Annotated in this window: 24 protein-coding genes; 11 read left to right on the forward strand and 13 right to left on the reverse strand. The window is 69.5% G+C overall.

Annotated elements, in window-relative coordinates; genetic code table 11:
• Positions 1-41: 41 nt before the first annotated feature.
• Positions 42-1,229, reverse strand: coding sequence for an MFS transporter (locus ACQPXB_RS48650; RefSeq protein ID WP_366580210.1), 1,188 nt, complete (start codon positions 1,227-1,229; stop codon positions 42-44).
• A 156-nt stretch (positions 1,230-1,385) separates the two neighbouring features.
• Between ACQPXB_RS48650 and ACQPXB_RS48655 the strand changes: the two genes are divergently transcribed.
• Positions 1,386-1,676: a hypothetical protein gene (locus ACQPXB_RS48655; protein ID WP_432848856.1), complete on the forward strand. Its 291-nt coding sequence runs from the start codon at positions 1,386-1,388 to the stop codon at positions 1,674-1,676.
• Positions 1,677-1,769: 93 nt separating this feature from the next.
• Here the strand turns inward: ACQPXB_RS48655 and ACQPXB_RS48660 are convergent, their stop codons facing one another.
• Positions 1,770-3,854 (reverse strand): MFS transporter, encoded by a 2,085-nt coding sequence (locus tag ACQPXB_RS48660; protein WP_432857165.1) that lies wholly within the window; start codon positions 3,852-3,854, stop codon positions 1,770-1,772.
• 37 nt (positions 3,855-3,891) lie between these two features.
• Positions 3,892-4,377 (reverse strand): MarR family winged helix-turn-helix transcriptional regulator, encoded by a 486-nt coding sequence (locus ACQPXB_RS48665; RefSeq protein WP_366580204.1) that lies wholly within the window; start codon positions 4,375-4,377, stop codon positions 3,892-3,894.
• A gap of 376 nt (positions 4,378-4,753) precedes the next feature.
• On the opposite strand from ACQPXB_RS48665, the gene ACQPXB_RS48670 reads away from it, so the two are divergent.
• The 3 genes from ACQPXB_RS48670 (at position 4,754) to ACQPXB_RS48680 (ending at position 8,082) form a co-directional block, all read left to right on the forward strand.
• Positions 4,754-5,929 (forward strand): globin domain-containing protein, encoded by a 1,176-nt coding sequence (locus ACQPXB_RS48670; RefSeq protein WP_366580202.1) that lies wholly within the window; start codon positions 4,754-4,756, stop codon positions 5,927-5,929.
• 252 nt (positions 5,930-6,181) lie between these two features.
• Positions 6,182-7,354 (forward strand): globin domain-containing protein, encoded by a 1,173-nt coding sequence (locus ACQPXB_RS48675; RefSeq protein WP_366580200.1) that lies wholly within the window; start codon positions 6,182-6,184, stop codon positions 7,352-7,354.
• A gap of 11 nt (positions 7,355-7,365) precedes the next feature.
• A complete protein-coding gene (locus tag ACQPXB_RS48680) occupies positions 7,366-8,082 on the forward strand; it encodes a dienelactone hydrolase family protein (protein WP_432848859.1) in 717 nt (238 codons plus the stop codon).
• 504 nt (positions 8,083-8,586) lie between these two features.
• Here the strand turns inward: ACQPXB_RS48680 and ACQPXB_RS48685 are convergent.
• The 6 genes from ACQPXB_RS48685 to ACQPXB_RS48710 all read right to left on the reverse strand — a co-directional run bounded on the left by ACQPXB_RS48685 (position 8,587) and on the right by ACQPXB_RS48710 (position 14,138).
• Positions 8,587-9,021: a heat shock protein transcriptional repressor HspR gene (locus ACQPXB_RS48685; RefSeq protein WP_366580196.1), complete on the reverse strand. Its 435-nt coding sequence runs from the start codon at positions 9,019-9,021 to the stop codon at positions 8,587-8,589.
• A 5-nt stretch (positions 9,022-9,026) separates the two neighbouring features.
• On the reverse strand, positions 9,027-10,205 hold the full coding sequence (gene dnaJ / locus ACQPXB_RS48690; RefSeq protein WP_386944155.1) for a molecular chaperone DnaJ: 1,179 nt from the start codon (positions 10,203-10,205) through the stop codon (positions 9,027-9,029).
• A gap of 33 nt (positions 10,206-10,238) precedes the next feature.
• Positions 10,239-10,934, reverse strand: coding sequence for a nucleotide exchange factor GrpE (gene grpE / locus ACQPXB_RS48695; protein ID WP_432848862.1), 696 nt, complete (start codon positions 10,932-10,934; stop codon positions 10,239-10,241).
• A complete protein-coding gene (gene dnaK, locus ACQPXB_RS48700; RefSeq protein WP_386944153.1) occupies positions 10,931-12,790 on the reverse strand; it encodes a molecular chaperone DnaK in 1,860 nt (619 codons plus the stop codon). Before dnaK ends, grpE begins: the two co-directional genes overlap by 4 nt.
• Positions 12,791-13,103: 313 nt before the next feature.
• Positions 13,104-13,346 carry a hypothetical protein gene (locus ACQPXB_RS48705; protein ID WP_366580188.1) on the reverse strand — a complete coding sequence of 81 codons (243 nt, stop codon included), beginning with the start codon at positions 13,344-13,346 and terminating at the stop codon, positions 13,104-13,106.
• A 21-nt stretch (positions 13,347-13,367) separates the two neighbouring features.
• Positions 13,368-14,138 (reverse strand): DUF4097 family beta strand repeat-containing protein, encoded by a 771-nt coding sequence (locus ACQPXB_RS48710; RefSeq protein ID WP_432848864.1) that lies wholly within the window; start codon positions 14,136-14,138, stop codon positions 13,368-13,370.
• A gap of 171 nt (positions 14,139-14,309) precedes the next feature.
• Here ACQPXB_RS48710 and ACQPXB_RS48715 point away from each other — a divergent pair, with 171 nt between their 5' ends.
• From ACQPXB_RS48715 to ACQPXB_RS48725, 3 genes are all read left to right on the forward strand, one after another.
• Entirely contained in the window at positions 14,310-14,849 is a 540-nt protein-coding gene (locus tag ACQPXB_RS48715; protein WP_432848866.1) for a YbhB/YbcL family Raf kinase inhibitor-like protein, read from the forward strand.
• A gap of 159 nt (positions 14,850-15,008) precedes the next feature.
• Positions 15,009-15,926 carry an amidohydrolase family protein gene (locus ACQPXB_RS48720; RefSeq protein WP_432848868.1) on the forward strand — a complete coding sequence of 306 codons (918 nt, stop codon included), beginning with the start codon at positions 15,009-15,011 and terminating at the stop codon, positions 15,924-15,926.
• Positions 15,927-16,170: 244 nt separating this feature from the next.
• Positions 16,171-16,986, forward strand: coding sequence for an IclR family transcriptional regulator (locus ACQPXB_RS48725; RefSeq protein ID WP_366580180.1), 816 nt, complete (start codon positions 16,171-16,173; stop codon positions 16,984-16,986).
• Between the two features lie 17 nt (positions 16,987-17,003).
• On the opposite strand, the gene ACQPXB_RS48730 is transcribed toward ACQPXB_RS48725, so the two are convergent.
• From ACQPXB_RS48730 to ACQPXB_RS48740, 3 genes are all read right to left on the reverse strand, one after another.
• Positions 17,004-17,444 carry a GNAT family N-acetyltransferase gene (locus tag ACQPXB_RS48730; protein ID WP_366580178.1) on the reverse strand — a complete coding sequence of 147 codons (441 nt, stop codon included), beginning with the start codon at positions 17,442-17,444 and terminating at the stop codon, positions 17,004-17,006.
• Between the two features lie 112 nt (positions 17,445-17,556).
• The gene (locus ACQPXB_RS48735) at positions 17,557-18,117 is read right to left on the reverse strand and encodes a TetR/AcrR family transcriptional regulator (RefSeq protein ID WP_364054429.1); all 561 of its coding nucleotides are present in this window, start codon (positions 18,115-18,117) and stop codon (positions 17,557-17,559) included.
• Positions 18,114-18,440, reverse strand: coding sequence for a DMT family transporter (locus tag ACQPXB_RS48740; protein ID WP_366580175.1), 327 nt, complete (start codon positions 18,438-18,440; stop codon positions 18,114-18,116). Before ACQPXB_RS48740 ends, ACQPXB_RS48735 begins: the two co-directional genes overlap by 4 nt.
• A 178-nt stretch (positions 18,441-18,618) precedes the next feature.
• Here ACQPXB_RS48740 and ACQPXB_RS48745 point away from each other — a divergent pair, with 178 nt between their 5' ends.
• From ACQPXB_RS48745 to ACQPXB_RS48760, 4 genes are all read left to right on the forward strand, one after another.
• Positions 18,619-20,919 carry a (Fe-S)-binding protein gene (locus ACQPXB_RS48745; protein WP_432848871.1) on the forward strand — a complete coding sequence of 767 codons (2,301 nt, stop codon included), beginning with the start codon at positions 18,619-18,621 and terminating at the stop codon, positions 20,917-20,919.
• 149 nt (positions 20,920-21,068) lie between these two features.
• Complete coding sequence (locus tag ACQPXB_RS48750; RefSeq protein WP_432848873.1) at positions 21,069-22,004, forward strand: hypothetical protein; 936 nt, start codon at positions 21,069-21,071, stop codon at positions 22,002-22,004.
• Positions 22,005-22,304: 300 nt separating this feature from the next.
• Entirely contained in the window at positions 22,305-22,718 is a 414-nt protein-coding gene (locus ACQPXB_RS48755) for a DUF742 domain-containing protein (protein ID WP_432848875.1), read from the forward strand.
• Positions 22,719-22,745: 27 nt separating this feature from the next.
• Positions 22,746-23,747, forward strand: coding sequence for a cation diffusion facilitator family transporter (locus tag ACQPXB_RS48760; protein WP_432848877.1), 1,002 nt, complete (start codon positions 22,746-22,748; stop codon positions 23,745-23,747).
• Positions 23,748-23,754: 7 nt separating this feature from the next.
• On the opposite strand, the gene ACQPXB_RS48765 is transcribed toward ACQPXB_RS48760, so the two are convergent.
• Entirely contained in the window at positions 23,755-24,411 is a 657-nt protein-coding gene (locus tag ACQPXB_RS48765) for a CAP domain-containing protein (protein ID WP_432848879.1), read from the reverse strand.
• Positions 24,412-24,516: the final 105 nt, after the last annotated feature.

Below are 24,516 nucleotides of genomic sequence, written 5' to 3' on the forward strand. Positions count from 1 at the left end.
CATCGACTTGTACAACGTCAGAAAACTTGAGTCTGTTCCGCTCAACTCTGAACCGGCGTCACCGCGTCCGCCGGAAGCCTCGGTCCCAGCCTGCCCAGGCCCGCCACGGCGAGGCAAGCGCAGCCGCCGACCAGCACCCAGGGTAACCACGCCGACACGGAGAACAACGCCACCACCGCCGGCGCCAGCACCTGCGCGACGGTGAACGCGTACTGGAACGCGGCCAGGTACCGGCCCTTCGCTTCCGGCGGGGCGGCGGCCTCGGCGAGCGCGCCCGAGCGCGGCCCGAAGACCAGGTCGCCCGCGGCGTAGACGAGCGTCGCGGCCAGCAGGTATACCACCTGCCAGCTGCGCGGCACGACCAGCACGCCCAGGCTGACCACGCACCAAGCCGCGAAGAGCGCCGAGCCGCCCCGCATCGCCGCGACCCGGTTGAGCCGGCGCGTGAGCCGCAACGCGAGCGTGCCGCCGACGCTGGTGACCACCGTGAGCAGGAACAGGATCGCGCCCGGCAGCCAGCGCGGGCCGTGGAGCAGGTCGAGCACGAACACCGGCGTGCCGATGAGGAAGAAGTCCAGCGACAGCCCGAACATTCCGCTGAACAGGATCAACGCCAGGTACGGCCGGTCGCGCAGCACCCCGCTGCGTGCCTTCGGGTACGCCGTGCTTCTCCGCTGCGGCCGCACAACCCCCGCGATGAGCACGGCCGCCACCATGAACGTTGCGACATCCAGCGCCAGCGCCACGCTGTACCCGTCGTCGCCGATCCACAGCAGGATCCCCGACGACGTCAGCCCGCCGAGCCCGAAACCGCCCGCCCGCACCATGCCGACCTCCGCGAACGGCCGGTCCTTCGGCACGTCGCCGGCGACGTCGGCGATCAGCGCGTACAGCGAGCTGTAGAACAGCTGCTGTCCGGCCGCCAGCAGGACCGCCGCCACCACGACCGCGGCGACGCCGTCCGCCATCAGGTACGCCGCCGCGCCCGCCGCCTGCAGCAGCTGCGCGCCGACGATCACCGCGCGCGGCCCCGTGCGGTCCACGAGCCGGCCCGCGAGCGGCGGCACGACCAGTCCCGCCAGCGTCCCGAGCGTCACGGCCGTGCCCGCCAACGCGAGCGGGACGCCGACCACGCGCGTCACGTAGACCAGCGCCAGCGGCAGGAACAGGCCGGAGCCGAAGTTGTCGATCCCCAGCGCGCACAACAACGCGACCCGGCTCCGCGTCACGACCTGGACGCTACCGCCGGGACAGGACCCGAGGTCAGGGCCGGAAGGAGACTTCACGAGCCGCCGAATGCCACTGGCGGTAGAGCGGGCCGGCCCGGCCACGTCCGTCCGGTTGACCGGGAGGGGTCCCGGGCCGGCGGATCTACGTTGCCGGGCATGGGAACTCTTCGCAAGACGATCGCCGGAACGTTCGTCGCGGCCGCTGCTCTTGCCGTCGTGGCGCCCGCGGCCTCCGCCAATCCAGCCGACCCAGCCGGCTTCCGGTGGAACACCTTCACCGGCACGGCCACCGCGACCTACGGGCCGGCCGCCGTCCAGAGCGCGACGCTCGACGCGCGCAACCAGGCGGCCTTGAACCAGTACAACGGCTACAACGACTGCTCGGTGTCCGGCCAGAACGTGCAGCAGACGCAGCCGGACCCGTCCCGATCTTCACCGCGACCGTGACGCTGAGCTGCTCGCAGACCACGTGAGCGGCCCCGGAACTGCCTGAGCCCCGGCGTAGGGGGCCGGGGCTCAGGCGTTTCCGCTGGTCGAGGTTCAGCCGAGATTGAGCGTGCCGCTGTGGCGCACGAAGTCCGGCTCGGCCTCCAGCACCACGTCGTGGTGGGCCGGGGTGCCGAGGTTCACCGTGAGCGGCTCGGCGTGCGGCGCGTGGCCGTACGCGGTGACCGTGAGCGTGTGCGCGCCCGCGGGCACGCCGTCGAGGTCGTACGCGCCGGCGCTGCCGCTCAGGCCCGAGGCGACGACCTTGCCGGCGCTGTCGGTGAGCGTCAGGGCCGCGCCGGCGACCGCGGCGTGGCGCCCGGCCGTGCGGACGCGGCCGGCCACTCCGCCCGTGCCGCCGAGGAGCAGGTCGTGCCACGCCGGTATGCCGGTGAGGCGCACTGTGGACACGGCCGGCGGGAGCGAGCCCGCCGTCGCGAGCAGCACGTGCTCCCCGGTGGAGCCCGCCACCAGGGCGAACTCGCCGTTGCGGGCGCTGCGGCCGACGTCGACCTGGCGGCCCGACGCGTCCGTGAGCGTGAGCACGACACCCGGGACGGGGCGGCCGTCGGCGTCGAGGACGCGGCCGCGCAGAGCCGTCGCGACCTCGGCCGCAGGCGCGGGCGCCACGGCCGGAGTGGTGTCGGCGTCGAGAGTCCGGCGCAAGGGGACCTCCTTCATGAAAACCACCGCCAGCAGCGTCACCACGGCGATGAAGCCGGCGAACAGGAACACCGTGCCGGTCGCGTCGCCGAACGCCGCGCGGACGATCGGCTGCAGCGCGGCGGGCAGGCCGTCGATGTCGAACGTGCCGCCACCGCCGTGCACCGCGTCGCCGGCCGGGAGGCCGAGGCGGGTCAGCGACGACGTGATGTTCGTGGCCACCTTCGCGGACAGCACCGCGCCGAGCGCCGAAACGCCCGCGGCGCCGCCGAGCGAGCGGAAGAACGTGACCACCGAGGACGAGGAACCCATGTCCTTCATGGCCACGGTGTTCTGCACGACCAGCACCAGGTTCTGCAGGAGAAACCCGAGCCCGATGCCGACCAGGCCGAGGTAGACGCCCATCAGCGTCAGGTTCGTCGCGTGATCCACCGTGCTGAGCAGGAAGAGCCCGGCCGGCAGCAAGATCCCGCCGGTGATCATGAACGGCTTCGTACGGCCCGTGCGCGAGATGACCTGTCCGGCGCTCGTCGACGCGACAGCCAGGCCGAGCACGAGCGGCAGCGTCATCAGGCCCGCGTGCGTGGGCGAGAAGCCGCGCGAGATCTGGTAGTACTGCCCGAGGAAGACCGAGCCACCGAACAGCGCGGTGCCCACCGCCAGCGAGCCGAGCACCGAAAGCGTGAAGGTGCGGTTGCGGAACAGGCGCAGCGGCACCACCGGCTCAGCGGCGCGCGATTCCACGAGCACCGCCAGCGCCAGCGCCACCACCGCGCCACCGACGTACGCCACGCTCGTCCACGAGGCCCACGCGAAGGTGGCGCCGGCGAGCGAAACCCAGATCAGCACCAGGGCCACGCCACCGACGAGCAGGGTGGCGCCCAGCCAGTCGATGCGCACCTTGCGCTTGAGCACCGGCAGGTGCAGCGTGCGGCCGAGGACCACGAACGCGATCACGGCGATGGGCACGCAGACCCAGAAGCACCAGCGCCAGCCCAGCGGCGAGTCCACGATCAGGCCGCCGATCAGCGGCCCGGCGGCCGTGGCGACAGCGAAGACCGCGCCCGTGTAGCCCGAGTAGCGGCCGCGTTCGCGCGGGGCGATCATCGCGGCGATCACGACCTGAATCAGCGCCTGCAGGCCACCGAGGCCCACCCCCTGCAGCGCGCGGAACGCGATCAGCTCCGGCATCGACTGCGAGATGCCGCCCAGCGCCGAGCCGATCGTGAAGATGACGATGGCGAGCTGGTACAGCAGCTTCTTGCTGAACAGGTCGGAGAGCTTGCCCCAGATCGGCGTGGTCGCGGTCGACGTCAGCAACGTCGCGGTGACCACCCACGTGTACTGGCTCTGCGAACCGTGCAGGTCGGCGAGGATCGTCGGCAGCGCGTTGGACACGATCGTCGACGACAGGATCGCCACCAGCAGGGCGAGCAACAGGCCCGAGAAGGCCTTCATGATCTGCCGGTGGCTCATCTGCTCGCCGGTGACTTCGGTACTCACTTGCGTTGGGTCACTTCCCGACTTCCGCTTGGTCCACGGCGCACTCGGGGGGCCCGAGCACGGTGCGGAGACCGCTGTTGAGTTCTGCTAGCCGGGTCGTCAGGTCGGCGATCCGCTCTTCGTCCCAACCACCGAGGGCCTTCTCGAAGAACGCGATGTAGCGTTCCCGCCACTTCTCGACCTCGGCCAGCCCCTTCTCGGAGATGCTGATCAGGGACGCGCGCCCGTCCTCCGGGGCGGGGCGACGGTCCACCAGGCCGGCAGCCTGCAGCTGCGAGATCTGGCGGCTGACCACCGAGAGGTCCACGAGCTTGCGCTTGGCCAGCTCGGAGGGCCGGGCTTCACCGTGCTTCGCGAGGTCCGACAGCAGCATCCCGGCGGCGGGGTGGAGGCCGGGTTCGGCCTCCCAGGCCTGCATGATCCACAGGTGCTGCAGCTGCGAAGCGTTCCTGAGCTCACGCATCAGTTCGACCCTGACGTCGTCGGCAGAGCTCATGGGCTTTCCTTCCGGGCCGGACACTGTTCGAGCGCCCACTTGGTTGTGCCATACAAGTTTATGTCCTGATGGTTGCGTAGGGCAACTATCTATCCGGTGACCTGCCCCACGCTCGCCGACCTGACCGGTAACCCGACCGGAGCAACGTTGCTGGCAAAGGGCCGCAGGGCGGCTACTCTGCGGACGAGCCGCAGTCAGGGGACGCGACGACAGCGTCCTGAAGACTATTGAGGGGAACGAGGTGGGACAGTGGTGAATTCCCTCGGCGCCGACCGCAGAGGCCGGCCCGAGCCGGAGTGCTGCCACGGCCCGGCCACTCGCCCGTGATCGCTCCGCCCGCGTCCCCGAACCGCCCCCGACCTGCGAACGACACTCGATGACAGCCGATTCGATCAGCCCGATCCCCCGCTCGGCGGCGCCCCGCGAGACGCCTGCCGCCGTGGCCGCGATGGTGCGGCTGATCCGTGACACCTGGGCGATGTCCGAGCCCTTCATCCCGGAGATCTCGCAGTTCTTCTACGGGATGCTGTTCACGCTCGCCCCGGTCACGCGCGACTTCTTCCCCATCAACATGGAGGTGCAGCGCGGGCGGCTCGTGCGCGCGCTGGTGCACATCGTGCAGATGGTGGACCGGCCCGACGACCTCGTGCCGTTCCTGCGCCAGCTCGGGCGCGACCACCGCAAATTCGGCGTGATCCCGCGGCACTACGAGGCCGTGGGCACGGCGCTGCTGGCCGCGCTGAAGAACCACCTGGGGCCGCAGTGGACCCCGGAGGTCGAGCGCGCCTGGGCGGAGGCGTTCACGATCGTCGCGCGCGCCATGCAGGAGGCGGCGGCCGCGGACGTGAACCCGGCGTCGTGGCACGCGACGGTGGTGGAGCACCGGCGGCTGACGTGGGACTTGGCCCTGGTGCGGCTCCTGCCCGAGCAGCCCGTGCCGTACCTGCCGGGGCAGTACATGAGCGTGGAGGTGCCGCAGCGGCCGCGGTTGTGGCGCTACCTCTCGCCGGCCAACGCGCCGCGGGAGGACGGGGGCATCGAGTTCCACGTGCGCGCGGTCGACGGCGGCTGGGTCTCGCGCGCGATCGTGAGCCACACGCAGCCCGGCGACGTCTGGCGGCTCGGTCCGCCGCTGGGGCGCATGGCCGTGGACCGTGAACGGTCCCGCGGCGTCGTGATGGTCGCCGGCGGAACCGGTGTCGCGCCGCTGCGCTCGATCCTCGACCACCTGGCGATGTGGGGCGAGAACCCCAAGACGCGGCTGTTCTACGGCGGGCCCGCACGAGAGGACCTCTACGACCTCGAGGAGCTGCGCGCGCTGTCGTCCACGAACCCGTGGCTGACCGTGACCCCGGTCGTCGAACGCGGCGACCACCTGCCCGGTTGCGAGCAGGGGACCTTGGCGGAAGCGGTTACGCGGTATGGGGCCTGGCCCGACCACGACATCCTCGTGTCGGGTTCTCCCTCGATGATCCGCGCGACAGTTTCCCGCATGCTGGTCGCCGGAAGTGTGCTGGGCCAAATCCAGTACGACCCGTTCACCATCGATTGATCCGCGCTGGGCGGTTATCGGCCCACGAAAAGTGTTCCCTGCCAAGGGAAACCGCGGAAGATCATTCTCACAGAGCGCCAGATCAGGTTTACCAGCCGTGTCGATAATTGCTCCGTTCGAGCGGGAACGGCGTTAACTACACCCGTTTTTCTCCAGTGGCGCCTACAGTCGGGATTCCTCGGGGGCGGCACGCGTACGCATAGCCGCGTGAAGACTGAAACTGCTTGGCATGACTGGAGAAAACCGTTCCCGATGAGTGCTGAATCCGTGAAGATCGATCTTGCTCCCGCCGTGGTCCGCAGACCGCTGCCCGGTTCCGAGACCGCGCGGGTGATCCGCGAGAGTTTCGCCCTGGTCGAGCCGAAAGCCGAGGAGCTGGCGCAGTACTTCTACGGAGCGCTGTTCGTGATCGCGCCGGATGCCCGCGATCTGTTCCCGGTGACGATGGCCACACAACGGAGCAGATTGTTGCGGGCGCTCGTGTACGTGGTGCAGATGGTGGACCGGCCCGACGAACTCACCACGTTCCTCGGCCAACTGGGCCGCGACCACCGGAAGTTCGACGTGGTGACGCGCCACTACGACGCCGTCGGAACCGCGTTGATCAGCGCGATGAAACGATTTCTCGGCAAAGCGTGGACGCCCGAGGTGGAAACGGCGTGGACGTCGGCGTACCAGTTGATCTCCGAGACGATGCGCAAAGCCGCGGGTGAGGAGACGGGGCCGGCGTGGTGGAGCGGGACGGTGCTGGAGCACCGGAAGCTCTCGGCCGACGTCGCGTTGGTGCGGGTGCGCACGGAGCAGCTGCTGCCGTACCGCTCCGGCGGCTACGTGAGCGTCGAGGTGCCGCAGCGGCCGCGGCTGTGGCGGTACCTGTCCATGGCGACGGCGCCGCGCGACGACGGCCTGCTCACCTTCCACGTGCGCGCGGTCACCGGCGGCTGGGTCTCGCGGGCGATCGTGAACCACACCCACGCCGGCGACGTCTGGCGGCTGGGTCCTTCGCTGGGCGCGCTGTCCGTGGTGCCGACCGCCGACCAACGGCCGCTGCTGATGATCGCGGGCGGCACCGGCGTCGCTCCGCTGATGGCGATCCTCGACGACCTGTCCCGCTGGAAGCGCAACCCGCCCGTGCACCTGTTCTTCGGCGGCCGCAAGCCGGGTGACCTGTACGCGCTCGACGAGCTGCGCCGGCTGGCCGTCACGTCGCCGTGGCTCACCGTCACCCCGGTCACGGAGGAAGGCGCGGTCCCCGGCGGCGACCGGGGCACCCTGGCCACCGCGGTGACGCAGCGTGGCGCCTGGAAGGACCACGAGGTGCTGGTGGCGGGCTCGCCGGACATGATCCGCGGCACGATCGCGAAACTGCTGGCCGCGGGAGTGGACCTCGAACGAATCCGGTATGACCCGTTCACTTTGGACTAGAGTGCTGGTCCATGGAGATCACGATCCCCACGCCGGCGGGCGACATCGACGGCTACCTCGCAGTCCCCGCTGGTCCAGGCCCCTTCCCGGCCGGCGTGATCATCCACGACGCCATCGGCCTGTCCAAGGACGCGCGCGAGATCACCGACCGGTTCGCCTCCGAGGGGTACCTGGCGCTCAGCCCCGACCTCTACTCGCGCGGCGGTCTGTTCCGCTGCGTGCGGCAGGTGTTCAAGGACATGTTCGCGCGCAGCGGCCGCGCCTTCGACGACATCGAGGCTTCGCGGGTCCTGCTGTCCGCGCGTGAGGACTGCAGCGGCAAGATCGGCATCGCCGGCTACTGCATGGGCGGCGGCTTCGCGCTCGTGGCGGCTTCGCGCTCGTTCGACGTCTCGGCCCCGTACTACGGCCAGCTGCCCCGCGACTTGTCCGTCCTGGACGAAGCCTGCCCCGTGGTCGCCAGCTTCGGCCGCCGCGACCCCTCCCTGCGCGGCGCCGCGGCGAAGCTCTCGGCTGCCCTGACGGAACGCAACGTGCCCCACGACGTGAAGGAATACCCCGACGCGGGGCACAGCTTCGCGAACAAAATGGGCCCGGCGCCGGTGCAGGCCTTGGCGAAGGTGGTGGGGTTCGGCTACCACGAACCTTCGGACCGCGACGCGTGGCAGCGGGTGATGACGTTCTTCGGGGAGTACCTGAAGAAGCCGTCGGACGGTTCGGAAGGCTGACGCGGTCTGGGTGGTTCGCCGGTTCTCTGCTGCATTGCTGCATTGCTGCATTGCTGCGCTGCTGCACGAAAGGTCCCCTCACGCAGACACGCGCAGCGCCAACGGTCCAGTCGCGCTCTTCAGCAGGGCCAGCTCGCATGCGCACGGCACGAAGGGACCAGTCGCGCACGTTTGGCGGCGCCACCGGTCCCCTCGCGTCCGCAACCCGTAGCGATGGGACCACTCGCGCCGCAGACAGGACGCGGCGGGACCGCCTGCACCGCCGCGCGAACGGACCGCTCGTGCCGAGCCGTGCGGTGCGAAAGGTCCAGTCACGTAGGTGCCGTGGCGCGAAGTGACCGGTCGCGGAACTAACCGGGGCGCGAAGGGACCAGTCACGGACCGCGCGCGAGCGGACCGGTCGCTACCGGCACACGCACCCGCGCGCGAGGACCACCGCACCTCAAACGCGAAACAGCCCCTCCACCACCGACCCGGTGGCAAAGGGGCTGTCCCACGAAAACCTCAGCGGCGCTTGGGCTTCCACACCACCAAGGACGTCTGCTGCCGCGTCGGCACCAGGTCCTTGCGGTACGAAGCGTGCACCGCCGCGGCGGCTTGTTCGGCGGCGGCGTAGGCGGACGCCAGCTCCTCGGTCAGCTCGTGGACCCGGGCGCGCAGGGCGTCGACCTGGTTTTCCAGCTCGATGATCCGCTTCACGCCCGCCAGGTTGACGCCGTCCTCCTGCGAGAGGCGCTGGACCTCGCGCAGCAGGGCGATGTCGCGCATCGAGTACCTCCGGCCGCCGCCGGAGGTCCGGCCCGGGGAGACCAGGCCCTGGCGGTCGTAGGAGCGCAGGGTTTGCGCGTGGAGGCCCGAGAGCTGGGCTGCCACGGAGATCACGAACACGGGGGTGTCCTCGTCCGCGCCGTGCGGGAGTCCCGGGATACCGCCGAACATCACCCTCACCTGCCTTCGAGCATCTCGGTCACCTCAGGCCGCGGGTCGTGGCCCTTCATCGCCTCCGCGTAGGCCTCGAGGGCCTCGCGCGCCTTGTCGTCCAGTTTGGCGGGGACCGCAGCCTGCAGGGTCACGAGCAAGTCACCCTGCGAACCGTCCCGCTTCTGAATTCCCTTTCCGCGCACGCGCAACACTCGGCCACTCGCGGTACCCGCGGGCACCTTCAGCGACACCTTGCCCTCGAGAGTCGGCACCGTGATCGTGGTGCCCAGCGCGAGCTCGGTGAAGTCGACCGGCACGGTCAGCGTCAGGTCGAGGTCCTTGCGCCCGAACAGCTTGTGCGGTGCCACGTGCACGCGGACGTACAGGTCACCGGCCTGCGCGCCACCGCGGCCGGGTTCGCCCTGGCCCGCCAGGCGGATCCGCTGGTCGTCGTCGACGCCCGGCGGGATGCGCACGGTCAGCGTGCGGGTGCGGGTGCTGATGCCCTCGCCGCCGCACTCGGGGCATGGGTCGTCGATGATCTGGCCGCGGCCGCGGCAGTCGCGGCACGGCTCGGAGAACGCGAACGCACCCTGGCTGCGGCTGACGAGACCCGAACCGCCACACGTCGGACACTGGCGCGGCGACGTGCCCGGCTTCGCACCGTTGCCACCACACGTCGAACACGTCGCGGGGCTCGACAGCCGCAGCGGCAGGGTCGCGCCCTTGACCGCCTCGGTGAAGTCGATCCGCACGTCGGTCTCGACGTCGGCGCCACGCTGCGGCCGGTTGGCCGACGCGGCCCCGCCGGCCCGGCCCTGACGGCCGAAGATGCCGCCCAGGATGTCGCCGAGCCCACCGAAGCCGCCCTGCTGGGCAGCGCCGGCCTGGCCGAAGATGTCGCCCATGTCGAAGCCGCCCGCGCCGCCGGCGCCGCCCGGGAACCCGCCGCCGAAGCCGCCGGAGCCGAAGAGGCGCTGGGCCTCGTCGTACTCCTTGCGCTTCGCCGCGTCGGACAGCACGCCGTAGGCCTCGGACACGGCCTTGAACTTGTTCTCGGCCGCGGTGTTGCCCGCGTTGGCGTCCGGGTGGTTCTCCTTGGCCAGCTTGCGGTAGGCCTTCTTGATCTCGTCCGCAGTGGCGTCGGAGGAGACACCCAGCTCTTTGTAGAAGTCCTTGCCCATCCACTCCCGAGCACTCATCGGGTGCCTCCTCCTTTCGCTACGAAACGGTTGTTACTGCTGGTTCGGCTCATCGATCGACCCGTCCAGCGGCAGCTCGCCGCCGACGGGCGGGTCGACCGGTGCCGCGGCCGGCTCGTGGTCGGTGACCCCGACCAGCGCCGCCCGCAGGACCCGGTCGCCGAAGCGGTAACCGCGGCGCATGACCACGGTGACCGTCGGACCCGCCACGTCCGGCGAGGTGTTGTGCTGCACGGCCTCGTGCACGCTCGGGTCGAAGGGCTCGCCCTCCGCGCCGAACGACTCGAGACCGGCTCGTTGCAAGCCGCTCACCAGCTTGTCGCCGACCGCCTTGAACGCACCGGTGAGGTCACCGTGCTGCTCGGCCCGCTCGAGGTCGTCGAGCAGGGGCAGCAGGTCACCGACCACCGACGCCTTCGCGCCCAGCACCACAGACTCGCGGTCGCGGTCCACGCGCTTGCGGTAGTTGGCGTACTCCGCCTGCAGGCGCTGCAGGTCGGCCGTGCGCTCGGCCAGCTGCTTCTCGACGTCGGACGCGACCGTGACCGCGTCGTCCACCGAGTCGCCGAGCGAGGGGCCCGCGTGCTGCGCGGGCGCCTCGTCGACCTGGACTTCTTCCGGGGCAGGAGGACGGACCTCACCGGTCTGCGGGTCGACCCGCCGCCGGTCACGCACGACCACCGGTTCCTCGGGGCCCCGGCCCTCGGCTTCGGAGTGTCGTGGGGTCACTTCTTCTCGTCCTCTTCCACGATCTCGGCGTCGACCACGTCATCGGCCTTGTCCTGCGCCCCACCGGCGGAACCGGCGTCGGCACCCGGAGCGCCACCGTCGGCGCCGGCGGCACCCTGGTTGGCGTAGAGCGCGGTGCCCAGCTCCTGCGAAGCCGTGTTCAGCTTCTCGATGGACTCGCGGATCTTGGCCGAGTCGGTGCCCTTCAGCGCCTCGTTGGCCTCGTCGATGGCGGTCTTGACCTTGCCCTTGAGGTCCTCGGGGAGCTTGTCCTCGTTGTCCTTGACGAACTTCTCGGTCTGGTAGACGAGAGTCTCCGCCTGGTTGCGGGTCTCCGCTTCCTCGCGGCGCTTCTTGTCTTCCTCGGCGTGGGCCTCGGCGTCCTTGACCATGCGGTCGATGTCGTCCTTCGGCAGCGCGGAGCCACCGGTGATCGTCATCGACTGCTCCTTGTTCGTGCCCAGGTCCTTCGCGGTCACGTGCACGATGCCGTTGGCGTCGATGTCGAAGGTGACCTCGATCTGCGGCACGCCACGCGGGGCCGGCGGGAGACCGGTCAGCTCGAACATGCCGAGCTTCTTGTTGTGCGCCGCGATCTCGCGCTCACCCTGGAACACCTGGATCTGCACCGACGGCTGGTTGTCGTCCGCCGTGGAGAAGATCTCCGAACGCTTGGTCGGGATCGTGGTGTTGCGCTCGATGAGCTTGGTGAACACGCCACCCTTGGTCTCGATGCCCAGCGAAAGCGGGGTCACGTCCAGCAGCAGGACGTCCTTGACCTCACCCTTCAGGACACCGGCCTGCAGCGCGGCACCCACGGCCACGACCTCGTCCGGGTTCACGCCCTTGTTCGGCTCGCGCCCGCCGGTCAGCTCCTTGACCAGGTCCGACACGGCCGGCATGCGGGTGGAACCACCCACGAGCACGACGTGGTCGATGTCGCCGACGGCGATGCCGGCGTCGCGGATCACGTTGTTGAACGGGTTGCGGGTGCGCTCGAGCAGGTCCGCGGTGATCTTCTGGAACTCGGCGCGCGACAGCGTCTCGTCCAGGAACAGCGGGTTCTTGTCGGCGTCGACCGTGATGTAGGGCAGGTTGATGCCGGCGGAGTTGGAGCTGGACAGCTCGATCTTCGCCTTCTCGGCCGCCTCGCGGATGCGCTGCAGGGCCATCTTGTCCTTGGTCAGGTCGATGCCGTTGGAGGCCTTGAACTTGTCGACCAGCCACTTGACGATGCGCTCGTCCCAGTCGTCACCACCGAGGTGGTTGTCACCGGAAGTCGCCCGCACCTCGACGACACCCTCGCCGATCTCCAGCAGCGACACGTCGAACGTACCGCCACCGAGGTCGAAGACCAGGATGGTCTGTTCCTTCTCGCCCTTGTCCAGGCCGTACGCCAGCGCGGCGGCGGTCGGCTCGTTGACGATGCGGAGCACGTTCAGGCCGGCGATCTGCCCGGCCTCCTTGGTGGCCTGCCGCTGCGCGTCCTCGAAGTACGCCGGGACGGTGATCACCGCGTCGGTGATCTCCTCGCCCAGGTACGACTCGGCGTCGCGCTTCAGCTTCATCAGCACGCGCGCGCTGATCTCCTGCGGCGTGTAGTTCTTGCCGTCGATCTCGGTGTTCCAGTCGGTACCGATGTGCCGCTTGACGGACCGGATGGTGCGGTCGACGTTCGTGACGGCCTGGTTCTTCGCCGACTGACCGGTGAGCACTTCACCGTTCTTGGCGAACGCGACGATGGACGGGGTGGTCCGGGAGCCTTCCGAGTTGGCGATGACCGTCGGCTCGCCGCCCTCAAGGACGGCTACGACCGAGTTGGTCGTGCCGAGGTCGATGCCGACCGCTCGCGCCATGGTGCTTCCTCCTGTGTTCGCAGCTCGACTGCTATGTTCGTGACCTGCATGTTTCGGGTCCGCCTTGAGCGGACCCCTGGCAAGTTCTATCGGGCCTTCGCGCGCTTCGTCAAGCCAGACTTGAGTCAGCTGCACTCAACCTTCGTATCAGGCTAACGAAGGGGTAGTGGCTCTTGTTCCCGGGCTCACCGGCAGATCGTGCCGCGAGGGGGTGTGAGGCCGCTCACCAGGTATTTGTCCCCGGACAAACCGCTGCCGGCCGGCGCCGAAGCGCACGACCGGCGGTGTCGGCGGCAGCCGAGGACGCCCGGCGTCAGACCGGACGAGCCGCGGCGAGCGGCCGGAGAGCGCGGTGGGACCCCTCGTCCCGCACCAGTACCGGCTCCGCGAGGCGCACGTCGCCGGGTGGCACCGTGACCTGGACCACGGCGACGGGCGTGGGGACCGGCGTCGTGGCGTCGGGCTTGGCCGCCAGGCCCAGGCTCGCCGTCACGACGAACGCCCCCACCGCCCCGGCCAGGACGGCCGCCAGGACCCGGTTCTCGATCTTGCGCATGTGGCTGTTCCCCCGAAGGTGTCAGGCGGCCTTGACGGTGACGCTGCCGCTGGAGGTGTTGAGGTCGAGCGTCTTCTGATCCGCGCCGTTGGACGTGGGGATGTCCACGCTCCGGTGCCCGCTGTCGGTGTCACCGATCACCCTGTACGACCCGTCCGGCACCCGCACGTCGACGCTGCCGGAGTCGGCGTGCACCTTCACGTCGTTGGGCGTGGCCAGGGCCAGCTCGACGCTGCCGGAGTCGGCGGAGACGTCGACCGGCCCGCGCACCCCGTCGGCCTTCACGTGGCCGGAGTCGCTGTGCAGCTGCACCGGCCCGACGTTCTGCAGGTCGATCGAACCGCTGTCGAGGCGCAGGTTCACCAGGCCCGCGACGTTCGTCACGTGCGCGCTGCCGGAGTCGGCGGTGACGTCGACGCTCGCGACGCCCGTGAGGTCCACCTCGCCCGAGTCGGACTGGCCCGTCACCGGTACCCCGGCCGGCACGACGACGTCGAAGTCGGCGGTGCAGTTGCGGCCGCAGTCGCCGAGCACGAGCTGGTCGCCCTCCACCCGGAAGGCGTCGCCCGGCTCGCCGCGGAAGTTGTAGTGCAGCTTCTGGTGCACGGAGATCGCGCCGGAGCCGGTGCGGATCCGGATGTCGCCGGAGTTCGCGGCGAGCTTCACGCCGCGGATCTGCTGCGAGACCGTCGCGCTGCGCTCCACCGTGCTGCCCAGCCCCCAGCCGAGCGCGATGGCCACTCCCACGCCGATCAGAACTACGCCACCCAGTGCCAGAAGCGGGCGTGCCATGGTGTCCGTCCCCTCAGTACTGCTCATCCGTCTTCCGCAAACGGTAGGAGGGGCACGGGTGCCGCGACATCCGGTAAACCCCCCGAAACATCCCTGAGGTGCCGGGGTCCGGGTCAGGGTCATAGCCTGGTGTCGACTGGACTTCCAAGATCAACGTGTTCAGGAGGATTGATGCCCCAATCGCCCAATCCCTACGATTTCCTGCCGTCCGTGCCGTCGTTCACGCTGCACAGCACGGACATCGCCGAGGGCGAGACGCTCGCGACGCCGCACCTGTCCGGCATCTTCGGCGCCGGTGGCGAAGACCGGTCGCCGCAGCTGTCGTGGGAGGGCTTCCCCGAGGAGACGCGCAGCTTCGCGGTCACGATGTACGACCCCGACGCCCCGACCGCGAGCGGTTTCTGGCACTGGGCCGTGTTCAACGTCCCCGCGTCGGTCACCGAGCTGGCCGCCAACGCCGGCGACGCCAACGGCTCGGGCCTGCCGGAGGGCGCTGTCACTCTGAAGGGTGACGGCGGCGTGAAGCAGTTCCTCGGCGCCGCCCCGCCGCCCGGGCACGGCCCGCACCGCTACTACTTCGTGGTGCACGCGCTCGACGTCGACTCCCTGGAGATCGACGGCGACGCCACGCCCGCGTTCCTCGGCTTCAACCTGTTCGGCCACACCCTGGCTCGCGCCACGATCATGGCGGTCTACGAGAACAAGGGCTGAGTTTCACCGGTACCAGGGCCACCGCGGGTTCGCTCGCGGTGGCCCTGCGGTGTTTTTCCGACAGGTGGAATCACTGCCGTTGACCCGCTCCCTCGCCGGGGAAGACGATCGGAAGCTGCACATCAGCACGTACCTCGTACCGCAAGGGAGCCGGCACCGATGTACGAAAAGGACGGCGAGCGCTACTTCATCGTCGACGGTCACGTGCACTTCTGGAAGCCGACCGAAGACGGATTTCGCCGCCAGAGCGAGGAAACGATCAGCCACGACCTGTTCGAGACCGGGTACGTGGACCACGCGATCTTCCAGCCCGCCGACCCCGACGGCGCGGCACCCGGGAGCGCGCTGACCGAGCGGTACCCCGGCCGGTTCACCGTCGCCGGGCTCGAGCCGGTGGTCGGCAACATCAAGGGCGTCAAGCTCGTCACCACCGAACAGGCGGGCCGGCAGCTGTCGGACCCGTGCTCCTACCGCTTCCTGGAGAAGTGCCAGGAGTTCGGCATCCGCAACGTCCACCTCCACGCCGCCCCCTCGATCCGCCCGTTCGACCGCGACGGCACGGACGGCTCGGGCGGCCCGGACGGCCCGGACGGCGCCGACGCGTCCGCGGCCTTCGACGCCGCCGGTCTCGACGAGGTCGCCGCGGCCTTCCCGGACTTGCGCTTCATCGTCGAGCACGTGGGCTTGGCACGGCTGCAGGACTTCTGCTGGATCGCCACGCAGGAGCCGAACGTGTACGCCGGCCTCGCGCTCGCGTTGCCCGCCATCCTCACCCGGCCGCGCCAGTTCGCCGAGATCGTCGGCGAACTGCTCTACTGGATGGACGAGAACCGGATCATCTTCGCCAGCGACTACGGACGCCAGCACCCGAAGTGGCTGATCGAGTCCTTTGTGGACTTCGAGATGCCGGAGGACTTCCAGGACGAGTACGGCGAGCTCACCACGGACGTGAAGAAGAAGATCCTCGGCCTCAACGCGGCGCGCCTGTACGACCTCGAGGTGCCGGACGGGTGCGGGACCACCGAAGCGGCGGCCGAACGCGACGAGATCGGTTCGAACTCGAAAGTACCGGTGTGACGCCGGGACTCACCCGTTCGGTCCAATGGGCCGAAATCCCGGTACGCCGGAGTCACCACGGCCCGTGGGCTGACGACCTGCACTGATCTCACCGGGTGAAGCCGGGTGACGATCAGCGTGAGCGCCGAAGACGGCGTCGGAATCGTTGCCGACCGGGGGCTCCGCTTGAGCCGTTCGGAGCACGTATGGTGGAGGGCGCATGTGATCGCCCGTTCACTGCCGAACGGTTCACGGAGGTGCCGCTGTGTCCGAACCCGCCCTGCCGCTTTCCGACGACGACACCACCGAGAAGGAACCCAGCGGGCTGATCGGTTCGGCGCAGCGGGCGCTGCGCGTGCTCGAGATCGTGGCCGGCGCCGGCGACGGCATCGCGGCCAAGGCCGTGGCCCGGCGCGCCGGCTACAAGCTCTCGACCACCTACCACCTGCTCAACACGCTGGTCCACGAAGGCTATTTGATCCGCCTCGGCCACGGCCGCGGGTTCGGCCTGGGCTACAAGGTCGGCGGTCTCTACCACAGCCTGCTCGGCGAGCTCGACGTCGACCACCAGCTGCGCGACGGCCTGCACCAGCTGCACCTGCGCGTGAGCGCGCCCGCGTACTACACGGTCTTCCGCGACACCGACGTCGTCGTCGCGGCCGTCGCCGACTCGCCCGAGTTCCCGCGCGCCCAGCCGCTCGACTTCGGCTTCCACGAAGCCGCCCACGCCACCGCGTTCGGCAAGGTGATGCTGGCGTCGCTGCCCGCACGCGAGCGCCGCGACTACCTCGCCGGCGCCGGCATGCCCCGCCTCACCGACCGCACCCGCGTGACGGCCCGCGATCTCGAAACTGAGCTCGAAACCGTGGCGCGCTCGGGGATCGCGCTGGAGATCGAGGAGTTCCAGCCCCAGCTCGCGTGCGTGTCGGCCCCGGTGCTCGACACCCAGCAGCGCGTGACGGGCGCCGTCGCGTTCTCCGTGCCGGTGCACCAGTTCGCCGACCGCCGCTCGGACCTCGAACGCGCCGCGCGCGCCGGAGCCGCGCACTTCTCGAAGTTGTTGTCCGCCAAGGACAACTGAAAATTCGACCGACCGGTCTACCGCAGCGCCTCGCGGTTGGCCCCCTCACGTTCGAGGAACCGGCCCTTGGTGTGCTCACCGAACCCGAACTGCCGGTACAACCCGTGCGCGTCGGCCGTGTGCAGCATCCAGCGCATGCCCGCGCCCGGGCCGTTGTCGATCATCTCCCGCACGATTTCCTTGCCCAGCCCCGAACCGCGCGCGTCCTCGACCACGAACACGTCGGCGAGGTAGGCCGACGTCACGCCGTCGGAGATCGCCCGCGCGAAGCCGACCTGGCGGCCGGTGGCGCGTTCGTACACGCCGACCACGCGCCAGGACCCGGCGATGGCCGCTTCGACCTGATCACGGGTGCGCCAGCGGCCCCAGTAGGCCTCGGTGGAGAGGAACTTCCACAGCACGTCGAGGTCGAGCCGGCCGGGGTCGTCGTCGAGTTCGTAGTCACCTGCGATCCGCATGTCCCGCAAGTTACCAATCCGGCCGAAAGTAGGCGGGTACGCAACCGGACCTGACAACGGCCGGCGACTGTTCCCGCCGTGACTGTGGTCGGGTTGGTAACCATCAGCACAGTCAGCGTGGTTTGAGGAGGTAGTCGACGACCGGCCGCAGTTCGTCGGCCGAGGGTGGCTCGTCGTCGATCAGGCCCTGGATCAGCAGACCATCGATGCCGGCGAGGAACACGCGGAACGCGACCTCGTCGTCATGGCGGACCATGGACGTGAGCACGTCGAGCCAGCGCCGCGCGGCCGGGCGCAGCTCGGGCTTGCGCGCGGCCAGCAGGTACAGCTCGTACTCGGCCATCGTGCGCCCGCGCCGCGGCCCGAGCGCCTCCGCGAGCAGGCCGGCCACCTCCTCGGCGCCGCGGCTGCCGCGCGAACGGGCGCGATCGATCATCCAGTAGACCTCGGTGGCCATGTCACGCGCACAGGAGATGAGCGTGGCCACGAGCAGGTCGTCGAGCGAGGCGAAGTGGTACGTCGTCGACGCGGTGGGCACGTCGGCCTCCACCGCCACCGTGCGGTGCGTGACTCCGGCGACGCCGTCGCGTTCGATCACCCGCAGGGTGGCCGCGATGATCTCCGCGCGCCGCTTCTCGCCGCGCGCCTTGCGACCGTCGACCTGGATCTTCACTGGTTGCTCCCGACCTCGATGAGCACCACCCCGCCGATCACCAGCACGAGCCCACCGGCCATCACCAGGTTGATCGGTTCCTTGAGAAACAGGACCCCGATGATCGCCACGAGCGCCACGCCGACGGCGGCCCACACCGCGTACGCGATGCCGAGCGGCAACCCCGACTTCAGCACGCGGGAAAGTGCGAAGAACGCTACGCCGTACCCCACGGCGACCAGCACGGACGGCAGGACTTTGGTGAAGCCCTCGGAGAGCTTCAGGGAAACGGTGGCCGTCACTTCTGCGGCGATCGCCAAAGCGAGGTACAAGTAAGCACCCATGAGTACGAAACTACCTGAACGATCGTCTCATTAGCCAGCGAGGCGTGCACCACATCGGTGGGACTTGGGCGCTGCCAACCAGTTACCCATCAGTAAGAAGCGTTACCCTGCTCGGCACCGGGGCTGTGACCCGCGCACACGCACCGGCACCACCACACCGGACGAAAGGCACCCGACGATGGGCGCTGTAGAGCTGACGCTCGGGGGGATCTCGGTCCTCCTGGGCATCGTCGCCTGGGGATTGTTCATCGCCACCATCGCCCGCTTCGTGCGGGTGATCCGGCTGGGCCAGCCCGACCCGACGCGCAACGGACCGTTCATGCCGCGGCTCGGCACGTTGATCAAGGAGTTCGCCGCGCACACGCGCATGGCGAAGTTCCGTCAGGTCGCGCCCTGGCACTGGATGGTGATGTGGGGCTTCCTCATCGGGTCGCTCGCGCTGTTCGAGGCCTACGGCGAGGTGTTCGTGCCGACGTGGGGCTGGCCGGTCCTCGAGGACTGGTCGCTCTGGAGCCTGCTCATGGAGCTGCTCGGCGTGGCCACGATCGTCGGCGGCATCGGGCTGGTGCTCATCCGCCAGGCCAACCACCCCCGCCGCGCCGACCGGCAGTCGCGCTTCGCGGGCTCGAACTTCAAGTGGGCCTACTTCGTCGAGGCCGTGGTGATCATCGAGGGCATCGGCATCATCGGTGTGCGCGCGGCGAAGGCCGCGATGGGCGTGCACGAGACGCCGACGTGGGCCGCCTTCGTGTCCAACCCGCTGTCGCACGCGCTGCCTGCCAGCGCCGCGCTCGTGTCCGTGTTCGCGTTCATCAAGCTGATGAGCGCCACGGTGTGGCTGATCGTGGTGGCCCGCACGATGACCATGGGCATCGCGTGGCACCGGTTCAGCGCGTTCTTCAACATCTACTTCAAGCGCGAGGACGACGGCGGCGTCGCCCTCGGCGCGGTGAAGCCGATGATGAGCAAGGGCAAGGTGCTCGACCTCGAGGAAGCCGATCCGGACGAGGACACGTTCGGCGTCGGCAAGGTCGAGGACTTCAGCTGGAAGGGCTGGCTCGACTTCTCCACCTGCACCGAGTGCGGCCGCTGCCAGTCGCAGTGCCCCGCGTGGAACACGGGCAAGCCGCTCTCGCCGAAGCTGCTGATCACGCAGCTGCGCGACCACGCGTACGCGAAGGCGCCCTACCTGCTGGCCGGCGGCAAGCGCGACATGGCCGGCGACGAGATCGGCCTGACCGGCGACAACCCGCACGCGGGCATCGACGTGCTGGCGCTGGCCGAGTCGGAGCGGCCGCTGATCGGCGGCGCGGACGACCGTGGCGTGATCGACCCGGACATGCTGTGGTCGTGCACCTCCTGCGGCGCGTGCGTCGAGCAGTGCCCGGTGGACATCGAGCACGTCGACCACATCGTGGACATGCGCCGCTACCAGGTGATGATCGAGTCGTCGTTCCCCACGGAGCTCAACGGCATGTTCAAGAACCTGGAGAACAAGGGCAACCCGTGGGGCCAGAACGCCAAGGACCGTCTCCAGTGGACGGAGGACCTCGACTTCGAGGTGCCGGTGTTCGACGGCGACCTGGGCGACGCGGAGTACCTGTTCTGGGTCGGCTGCGCCGGCGCGTTCGAGGACCGCGCGAAGAAGACCACGCGGGCCGTCGCGGAGTTGCTGCACATCGCGGGCGTGAAGTACACCGTGCTCGGCTCGGAGGAGTCGTGCACCGGTGACCCGGCGCGTCGCGCGGGCAACGAGTTCCTGTTCCAGATGCTGGCGCAGCAGAACGTCGAGGTGCTCAACTCGGTGTTCGAGGGCCGCGAGCGCAAGGCGCGCAAGGTCGTCGTGACCTGCGCCCACTGCTTCAACACGCTCGCCAACGAGTACCCGGAGCTGGGCGGCCAGTTCGACGTCGTGCACCACACGCAGCTGCTCAACCGCCTGGTGCGCGAGAAGTACCTGACGCCGGTCGCGCCCGTCGCGGAGGACGTCACCTACCACGACCCGTGCTACCTGGGCCGCCACAACAAGGTCTACGACGCTCCGCGTGAACTCGTCGGCGCTTCGGGCGCGAAGCTGCGCGAGATGCCGCGCCACGGCGACCGGTCCATGTGCTGCGGCGCCGGCGGCGCGCGGATGTGGATGGAGGAGAAGATCGGCAAGCGGATCAACGTCGAGCGCGTGGACGAGGCACTCGGCACCGCGCCGTCGAAGATCGCGACCGGCTGCCCGTTCTGCCGCGTGATGCTCACCGACGGCGTGACCGCGCGCCAGAGCGACGGCCTCGCGAGCGAGCGCGTGGAGGTCGTGGACGTGGCTCAGCTGCTGCTCACGGCCGTGAAGCGCAACCCCGAGCCGGCGCTCGTGGCGGCGGGCGCGCCCTCGCTCGAGGGCGAGTCGGACGCCGACGTCACGAGCAAGCCCGACCTGCCGACCGACGAGAAGGCGACCGGCACCCCGTTGCCGGACGGGGACAAATAGCCCGTATCAAGCTCGAATGAACGCCCCTTTCACGATCAACAACGGTCGTGAAAGGGGCGTTCGCCCGTTCCCGGCCCCGACATTTGTCATGGGGACAGTCGTGATTTACGGCCCGTGTGCGAATGCTCGCACAGCGACACGATCACTTCATGCCCTTTCGCAAGTCCGCGGTCGCCGCACTCGCCTTGTTCTCGCCGTTCGTCGCCGAGTTCCTCCTCGGTGATCAGTACCTCGCCGGCCCGCCCGAGCTCGGACAGCAGCTCGGCATGTTCGCGATGTTCGTGGCGTTGTACGGCTCCGCCGCGGTGCTGGTCCGCGAGCTCGCGCGCCGCCGCGGCCGTGGCTGGCCGACGATCCTGATCCTCGCGCTGGCCTTCGGTGTTGTCGAAGAAGGTCTGCTCACGCAAACGTTGTTCAACCCGCACTACCTCGGCCTCGACCTGCTGAGCCCCGCGCACGTGCCCGGACTCGGCATCGGTGGCCAGTGGACGGTTTTCGTGCTGACCCTGCACGTGGTCTGGAGCATCGCGGCGCCGATCGCGGTCGCCGACGCGTGCTTCGGGCGCGAGCCGTGGCTGCGCCGGCCGGGCACGGTGGCGTGGACGGTGGTGCTGCTCGTCGGTGCGGCGGGCACGTTCCTGGTGTCTCGCATGATGGGAACGACGGCGTTCCTCGCGGCGCCCGGACAGCTGCTCGGCGCGGCCGTGGTCGCCGGCGCACTGGTCGTGTTCGCCTTGCGGCTGCCCGTCCGAACCCTTGACAAGCACGGCTCGGCCTGGGGCGGGTTCGCCGTCGGACTGGGGGCGAGCACGCTGTTCCACCTGGTGGACAAGACCGCACTGCTCCATTCGTGGGGCACGGTCGCGCTCATGCTGGCGCTCGAAGCGGCCGTTGCGGGCTATGCCATGCGCTCGCATCCGCCCGCGTTTTCACTGGCAGCAGGCGCGATTGTCACGTACTGCTGGGTCGGTCTGCTGACCGCCGCGGGCAACCCGGTGGCGCTGATCGAACAGGTGGTCCTGGTCGCCGCAGCCCTGCTCGTGTTGGGTCTCGCGACCCGCCGGCGAATTCCGGTAAACGTTTGACACGAGAGGTACACACGTACCGAATTACCCGCGAAAACGTTTTCCGTGCACAATTTCTGCACCCCTGGTCCGGCTTCGTCACATTGCTGATGACAGACAGGACAACGGGCGTAATCTACGGTTCCTCGCGACCGGCGCCGCTTGCGGGAAACGAATTCGGCTACCGACATAAGGGGGCGCGACGTGGTGAACGGGTACAGCGGGCCTGGTTACACCGGCCACTCCGGCACCCCCTTTCCGCCTTCCGGGCGAGTGAGCGTCGCCCCGGGCCGAACCCCTGAACCCGTTTGGCCGAGCGAAGTGCCCGAGGAGTTCGCGGGCGAGCCCGTGGTGGGCGACGGCTGGGTCTCCGACCCGTCGCCGGTCCCCGGCCCGCGGACGCTCGTCCGGCCGTACGTCCTCACCCGCGGCCGCACGCGCTCCCGCCGCAACCTCGCCGTCGAGGCGCTCGTGAAGGCCAACGCCCGCGACCCGCGCTGGAACTCGCCGCAGGTGAAGGGCGAGTTCCGCATCGTGCGGTCGCTGTGCCTGTACCCGCGGTCGGTGGCCGAGGTGGCCGCCACGCTGAGCGTTCCCCTTGGCGTCGCCCGCATCCTGCTCGACGACCTGGCCGAGCTCGGCCTCGTGACGATCCACGCGCCGCAGCGCAAAGAGGACGGCCGCTCGGCGATCGCGCTCATGCAGCGGGTGCTTTCGGGTCTCAACCGACTCTGACGTCCGCGCGCGGCTAGTGTTCTGGCCGTGAGCGAGCAAGAGGAATCGGGCGGCGAGAGCACCCTCACGGTGCTGCTGGCCGGCGGCGTGAACCTGGCCATCGCCATCCTGAAGCTGATCGCCGGGATCATCACCGGCTCGGGCGCGATGCTGTCCGAGGCGGCGCACTCCTTCGCCGACACCATCACCGAAGTCCTGCTGCTCACGGCGCTGAAGCGGTCGGAACGCCCGGCCGACCGGGTCCACCCGTTCGGCTACGGCAAGGAGCGCTACTTCTGGTCGCTGCTCGCGGCCGTCTCGATCTTCGCCTCCGGCGCGATGTTCGCCCTGTACGAGGGCTTCACCACGGTGTTCGGCGAAAGCGAAGACCAGACGAACCCGATCGTCGGCTACGCGGTGCTCGGCATCGCGTTCATCCTCGAAGGCACTTCGTGGCTGCAGGCGATCCGGCAGGTGCGCCGGGAATCCCGCCAGGAGCGGCGTTCGTTCTTCACCTACCTGCGCATGATCGACGACCCCGCGCCGAAGACCGTGCTGTTCGAGGACTCGGCCGCGTTGATCGGTCTGCTGCTCGCGTTCGCCGGCATCGGGTTGCACCAGCTCACGGGTTCGTCGGTGTGGGACGGCATCGCGTCGATCCTCATCGGCCTGCTGCTCGCGTGCGTCGCGTACCTGCTGGGGCGCACCAACCGGGGCCTGCTCGTGGGCCGTCAGGCCGACCCGCGGATCGTGCGCGGGGTGCGTGACCATCTCGTGTCGGCGCCGGAGATCGAGGCGCTGGTCGACCTGCAGACGATGCTGATGGGCACGGACCAGGTGCTGGTGTGCGCCCGCGTGGACTTCGACGATTCGCTGGGGGCGGCCGACGTCGAGTTCGCCTGCGTGCGGATCGCGGGGGAGCTGACCGAGAAGTTCCACGACGTCACCGAGGTGTTCATCGAGCCCGTGCCGCGGTCGGATCCGAACCTGCGGGCGACGGTGCTGGCGCGCTACGGCGACCTGAGCACGCGGCCGATCGAGGATTCGTAGCCGGGTTTCAGTACCCGAAGTCCTGCGTCCAGTACCAGCCGTCGGTGGTCACGCCGACGCCGAGCTTGGTCAGCGAGCAGTTCAGGATGTTCGCGCGGTGGCCGCTGGAGTTCATCCACAGCTGCATCACCTGCTTCGCGCTCGTGGCGCCCTTCGCGATGTTCTCGGCGCCCGGCTTGCTGTAGCCGGCGTCGCGGATGCGCTCGTCGAAGTGCTTGCCCTCGGGGGTGTCGTGCGAGAAGTAGTTGCGAGCCGACATGTCGTGGCTGTGGTCCTGCGCGGCCTGGTCGAGATGGGACTCGTCGGCGACGGGGTCGCAGCCGGCCTTGGCGCGCTCGTCGTTCACGAGGTCCACGACCTGGCCGGCCATCGAGGGGTTCGTGGTCCGGGCCTGAGTGGTCGACGTCGGGGTGCTCGGCAGCTTCGGGGGCGCGGGGGTGTCGGAGTTCGGGGCGTCGGGCGCGGTCGTCGGGGCCGGGTTGGGGCCGGCTGAAGTCGACGTTGTGGGGGCGGTGGAGCCGGACGTCGGGGTGCCGCTCGCGCCGTTCGGGGCGGGGGTCCCTGCACCGGTCGACGAAGACGGCTGCTTCGCGTACGGATCGACCGGCGGCACGCCGGAAAGCGGGTCGGACTGACCTGCGACGACACTACCGAGCGTCTCCACGCTGGGTCTGTCGTGGAGCCACACTGTCCCCCCAGCGGCGGAGAAACCGCCGAGAAGGACACTCAGTGACACCAAAACCACTCGACCACGCGCACCAATGGGGGA

The organism is Amycolatopsis sp. CA-161197, from assembly GCF_050942255.1.
Lineage (GTDB): Bacteria > Actinomycetota > Actinomycetes > Mycobacteriales > Pseudonocardiaceae > Amycolatopsis.

Excerpts from the sequence above, each read along its gene's own strand:
- dnaK (WP_386944153.1), bottom strand. The coding sequence starts at position 12,790 with ATGGCGCGAGCGGTCGGCATCGACCTCGGCACGACCAACTCGGTCGTA.
- ACQPXB_RS48750 (WP_432848873.1), top strand. The coding sequence starts at position 21,069 with ATGCCCTTTCGCAAGTCCGCGGTCGCCGCACTCGCCTTGTTCTCGCCG.
- ACQPXB_RS48675 (WP_366580200.1), top strand. The coding sequence starts at position 6,182 with ATGAGTGCTGAATCCGTGAAGATCGATCTTGCTCCCGCCGTGGTCCGC.
- ACQPXB_RS48740 (WP_366580175.1), bottom strand. The coding sequence starts at position 18,440 with ATGGGTGCTTACTTGTACCTCGCTTTGGCGATCGCCGCAGAAGTGACG.
- ACQPXB_RS48665 (WP_366580204.1), bottom strand. The coding sequence starts at position 4,377 with ATGAGCTCTGCCGACGACGTCAGGGTCGAACTGATGCGTGAGCTCAGG.
- ACQPXB_RS48655 (WP_432848856.1), top strand. The coding sequence starts at position 1,386 with ATGGGAACTCTTCGCAAGACGATCGCCGGAACGTTCGTCGCGGCCGCT.
- ACQPXB_RS48745 (WP_432848871.1), top strand. The coding sequence starts at position 18,619 with ATGGGCGCTGTAGAGCTGACGCTCGGGGGGATCTCGGTCCTCCTGGGC.
- ACQPXB_RS48660 (WP_432857165.1), bottom strand. The coding sequence starts at position 3,854 with ATGAGCCACCGGCAGATCATGAAGGCCTTCTCGGGCCTGTTGCTCGCC.
- ACQPXB_RS48685 (WP_366580196.1), bottom strand. The coding sequence starts at position 9,021 with ATGTTCGGCGGTATCCCGGGACTCCCGCACGGCGCGGACGAGGACACC.
- ACQPXB_RS48715 (WP_432848866.1), top strand. The coding sequence starts at position 14,310 with ATGCCCCAATCGCCCAATCCCTACGATTTCCTGCCGTCCGTGCCGTCG.
- ACQPXB_RS48720 (WP_432848868.1), top strand. The coding sequence starts at position 15,009 with ATGTACGAAAAGGACGGCGAGCGCTACTTCATCGTCGACGGTCACGTG.
- ACQPXB_RS48710 (WP_432848864.1), bottom strand. The coding sequence starts at position 14,138 with ATGGCACGCCCGCTTCTGGCACTGGGTGGCGTAGTTCTGATCGGCGTG.
- ACQPXB_RS48670 (WP_366580202.1), top strand. The coding sequence starts at position 4,754 with ATGACAGCCGATTCGATCAGCCCGATCCCCCGCTCGGCGGCGCCCCGC.
- dnaJ (WP_386944155.1), bottom strand. The coding sequence starts at position 10,205 with ATGAGTGCTCGGGAGTGGATGGGCAAGGACTTCTACAAAGAGCTGGGT.
- ACQPXB_RS48730 (WP_366580178.1), bottom strand. The coding sequence starts at position 17,444 with ATGCGGATCGCAGGTGACTACGAACTCGACGACGACCCCGGCCGGCTC.
- ACQPXB_RS48680 (WP_432848859.1), top strand. The coding sequence starts at position 7,366 with ATGGAGATCACGATCCCCACGCCGGCGGGCGACATCGACGGCTACCTC.
- ACQPXB_RS48705 (WP_366580188.1), bottom strand. The coding sequence starts at position 13,346 with ATGCGCAAGATCGAGAACCGGGTCCTGGCGGCCGTCCTGGCCGGGGCG.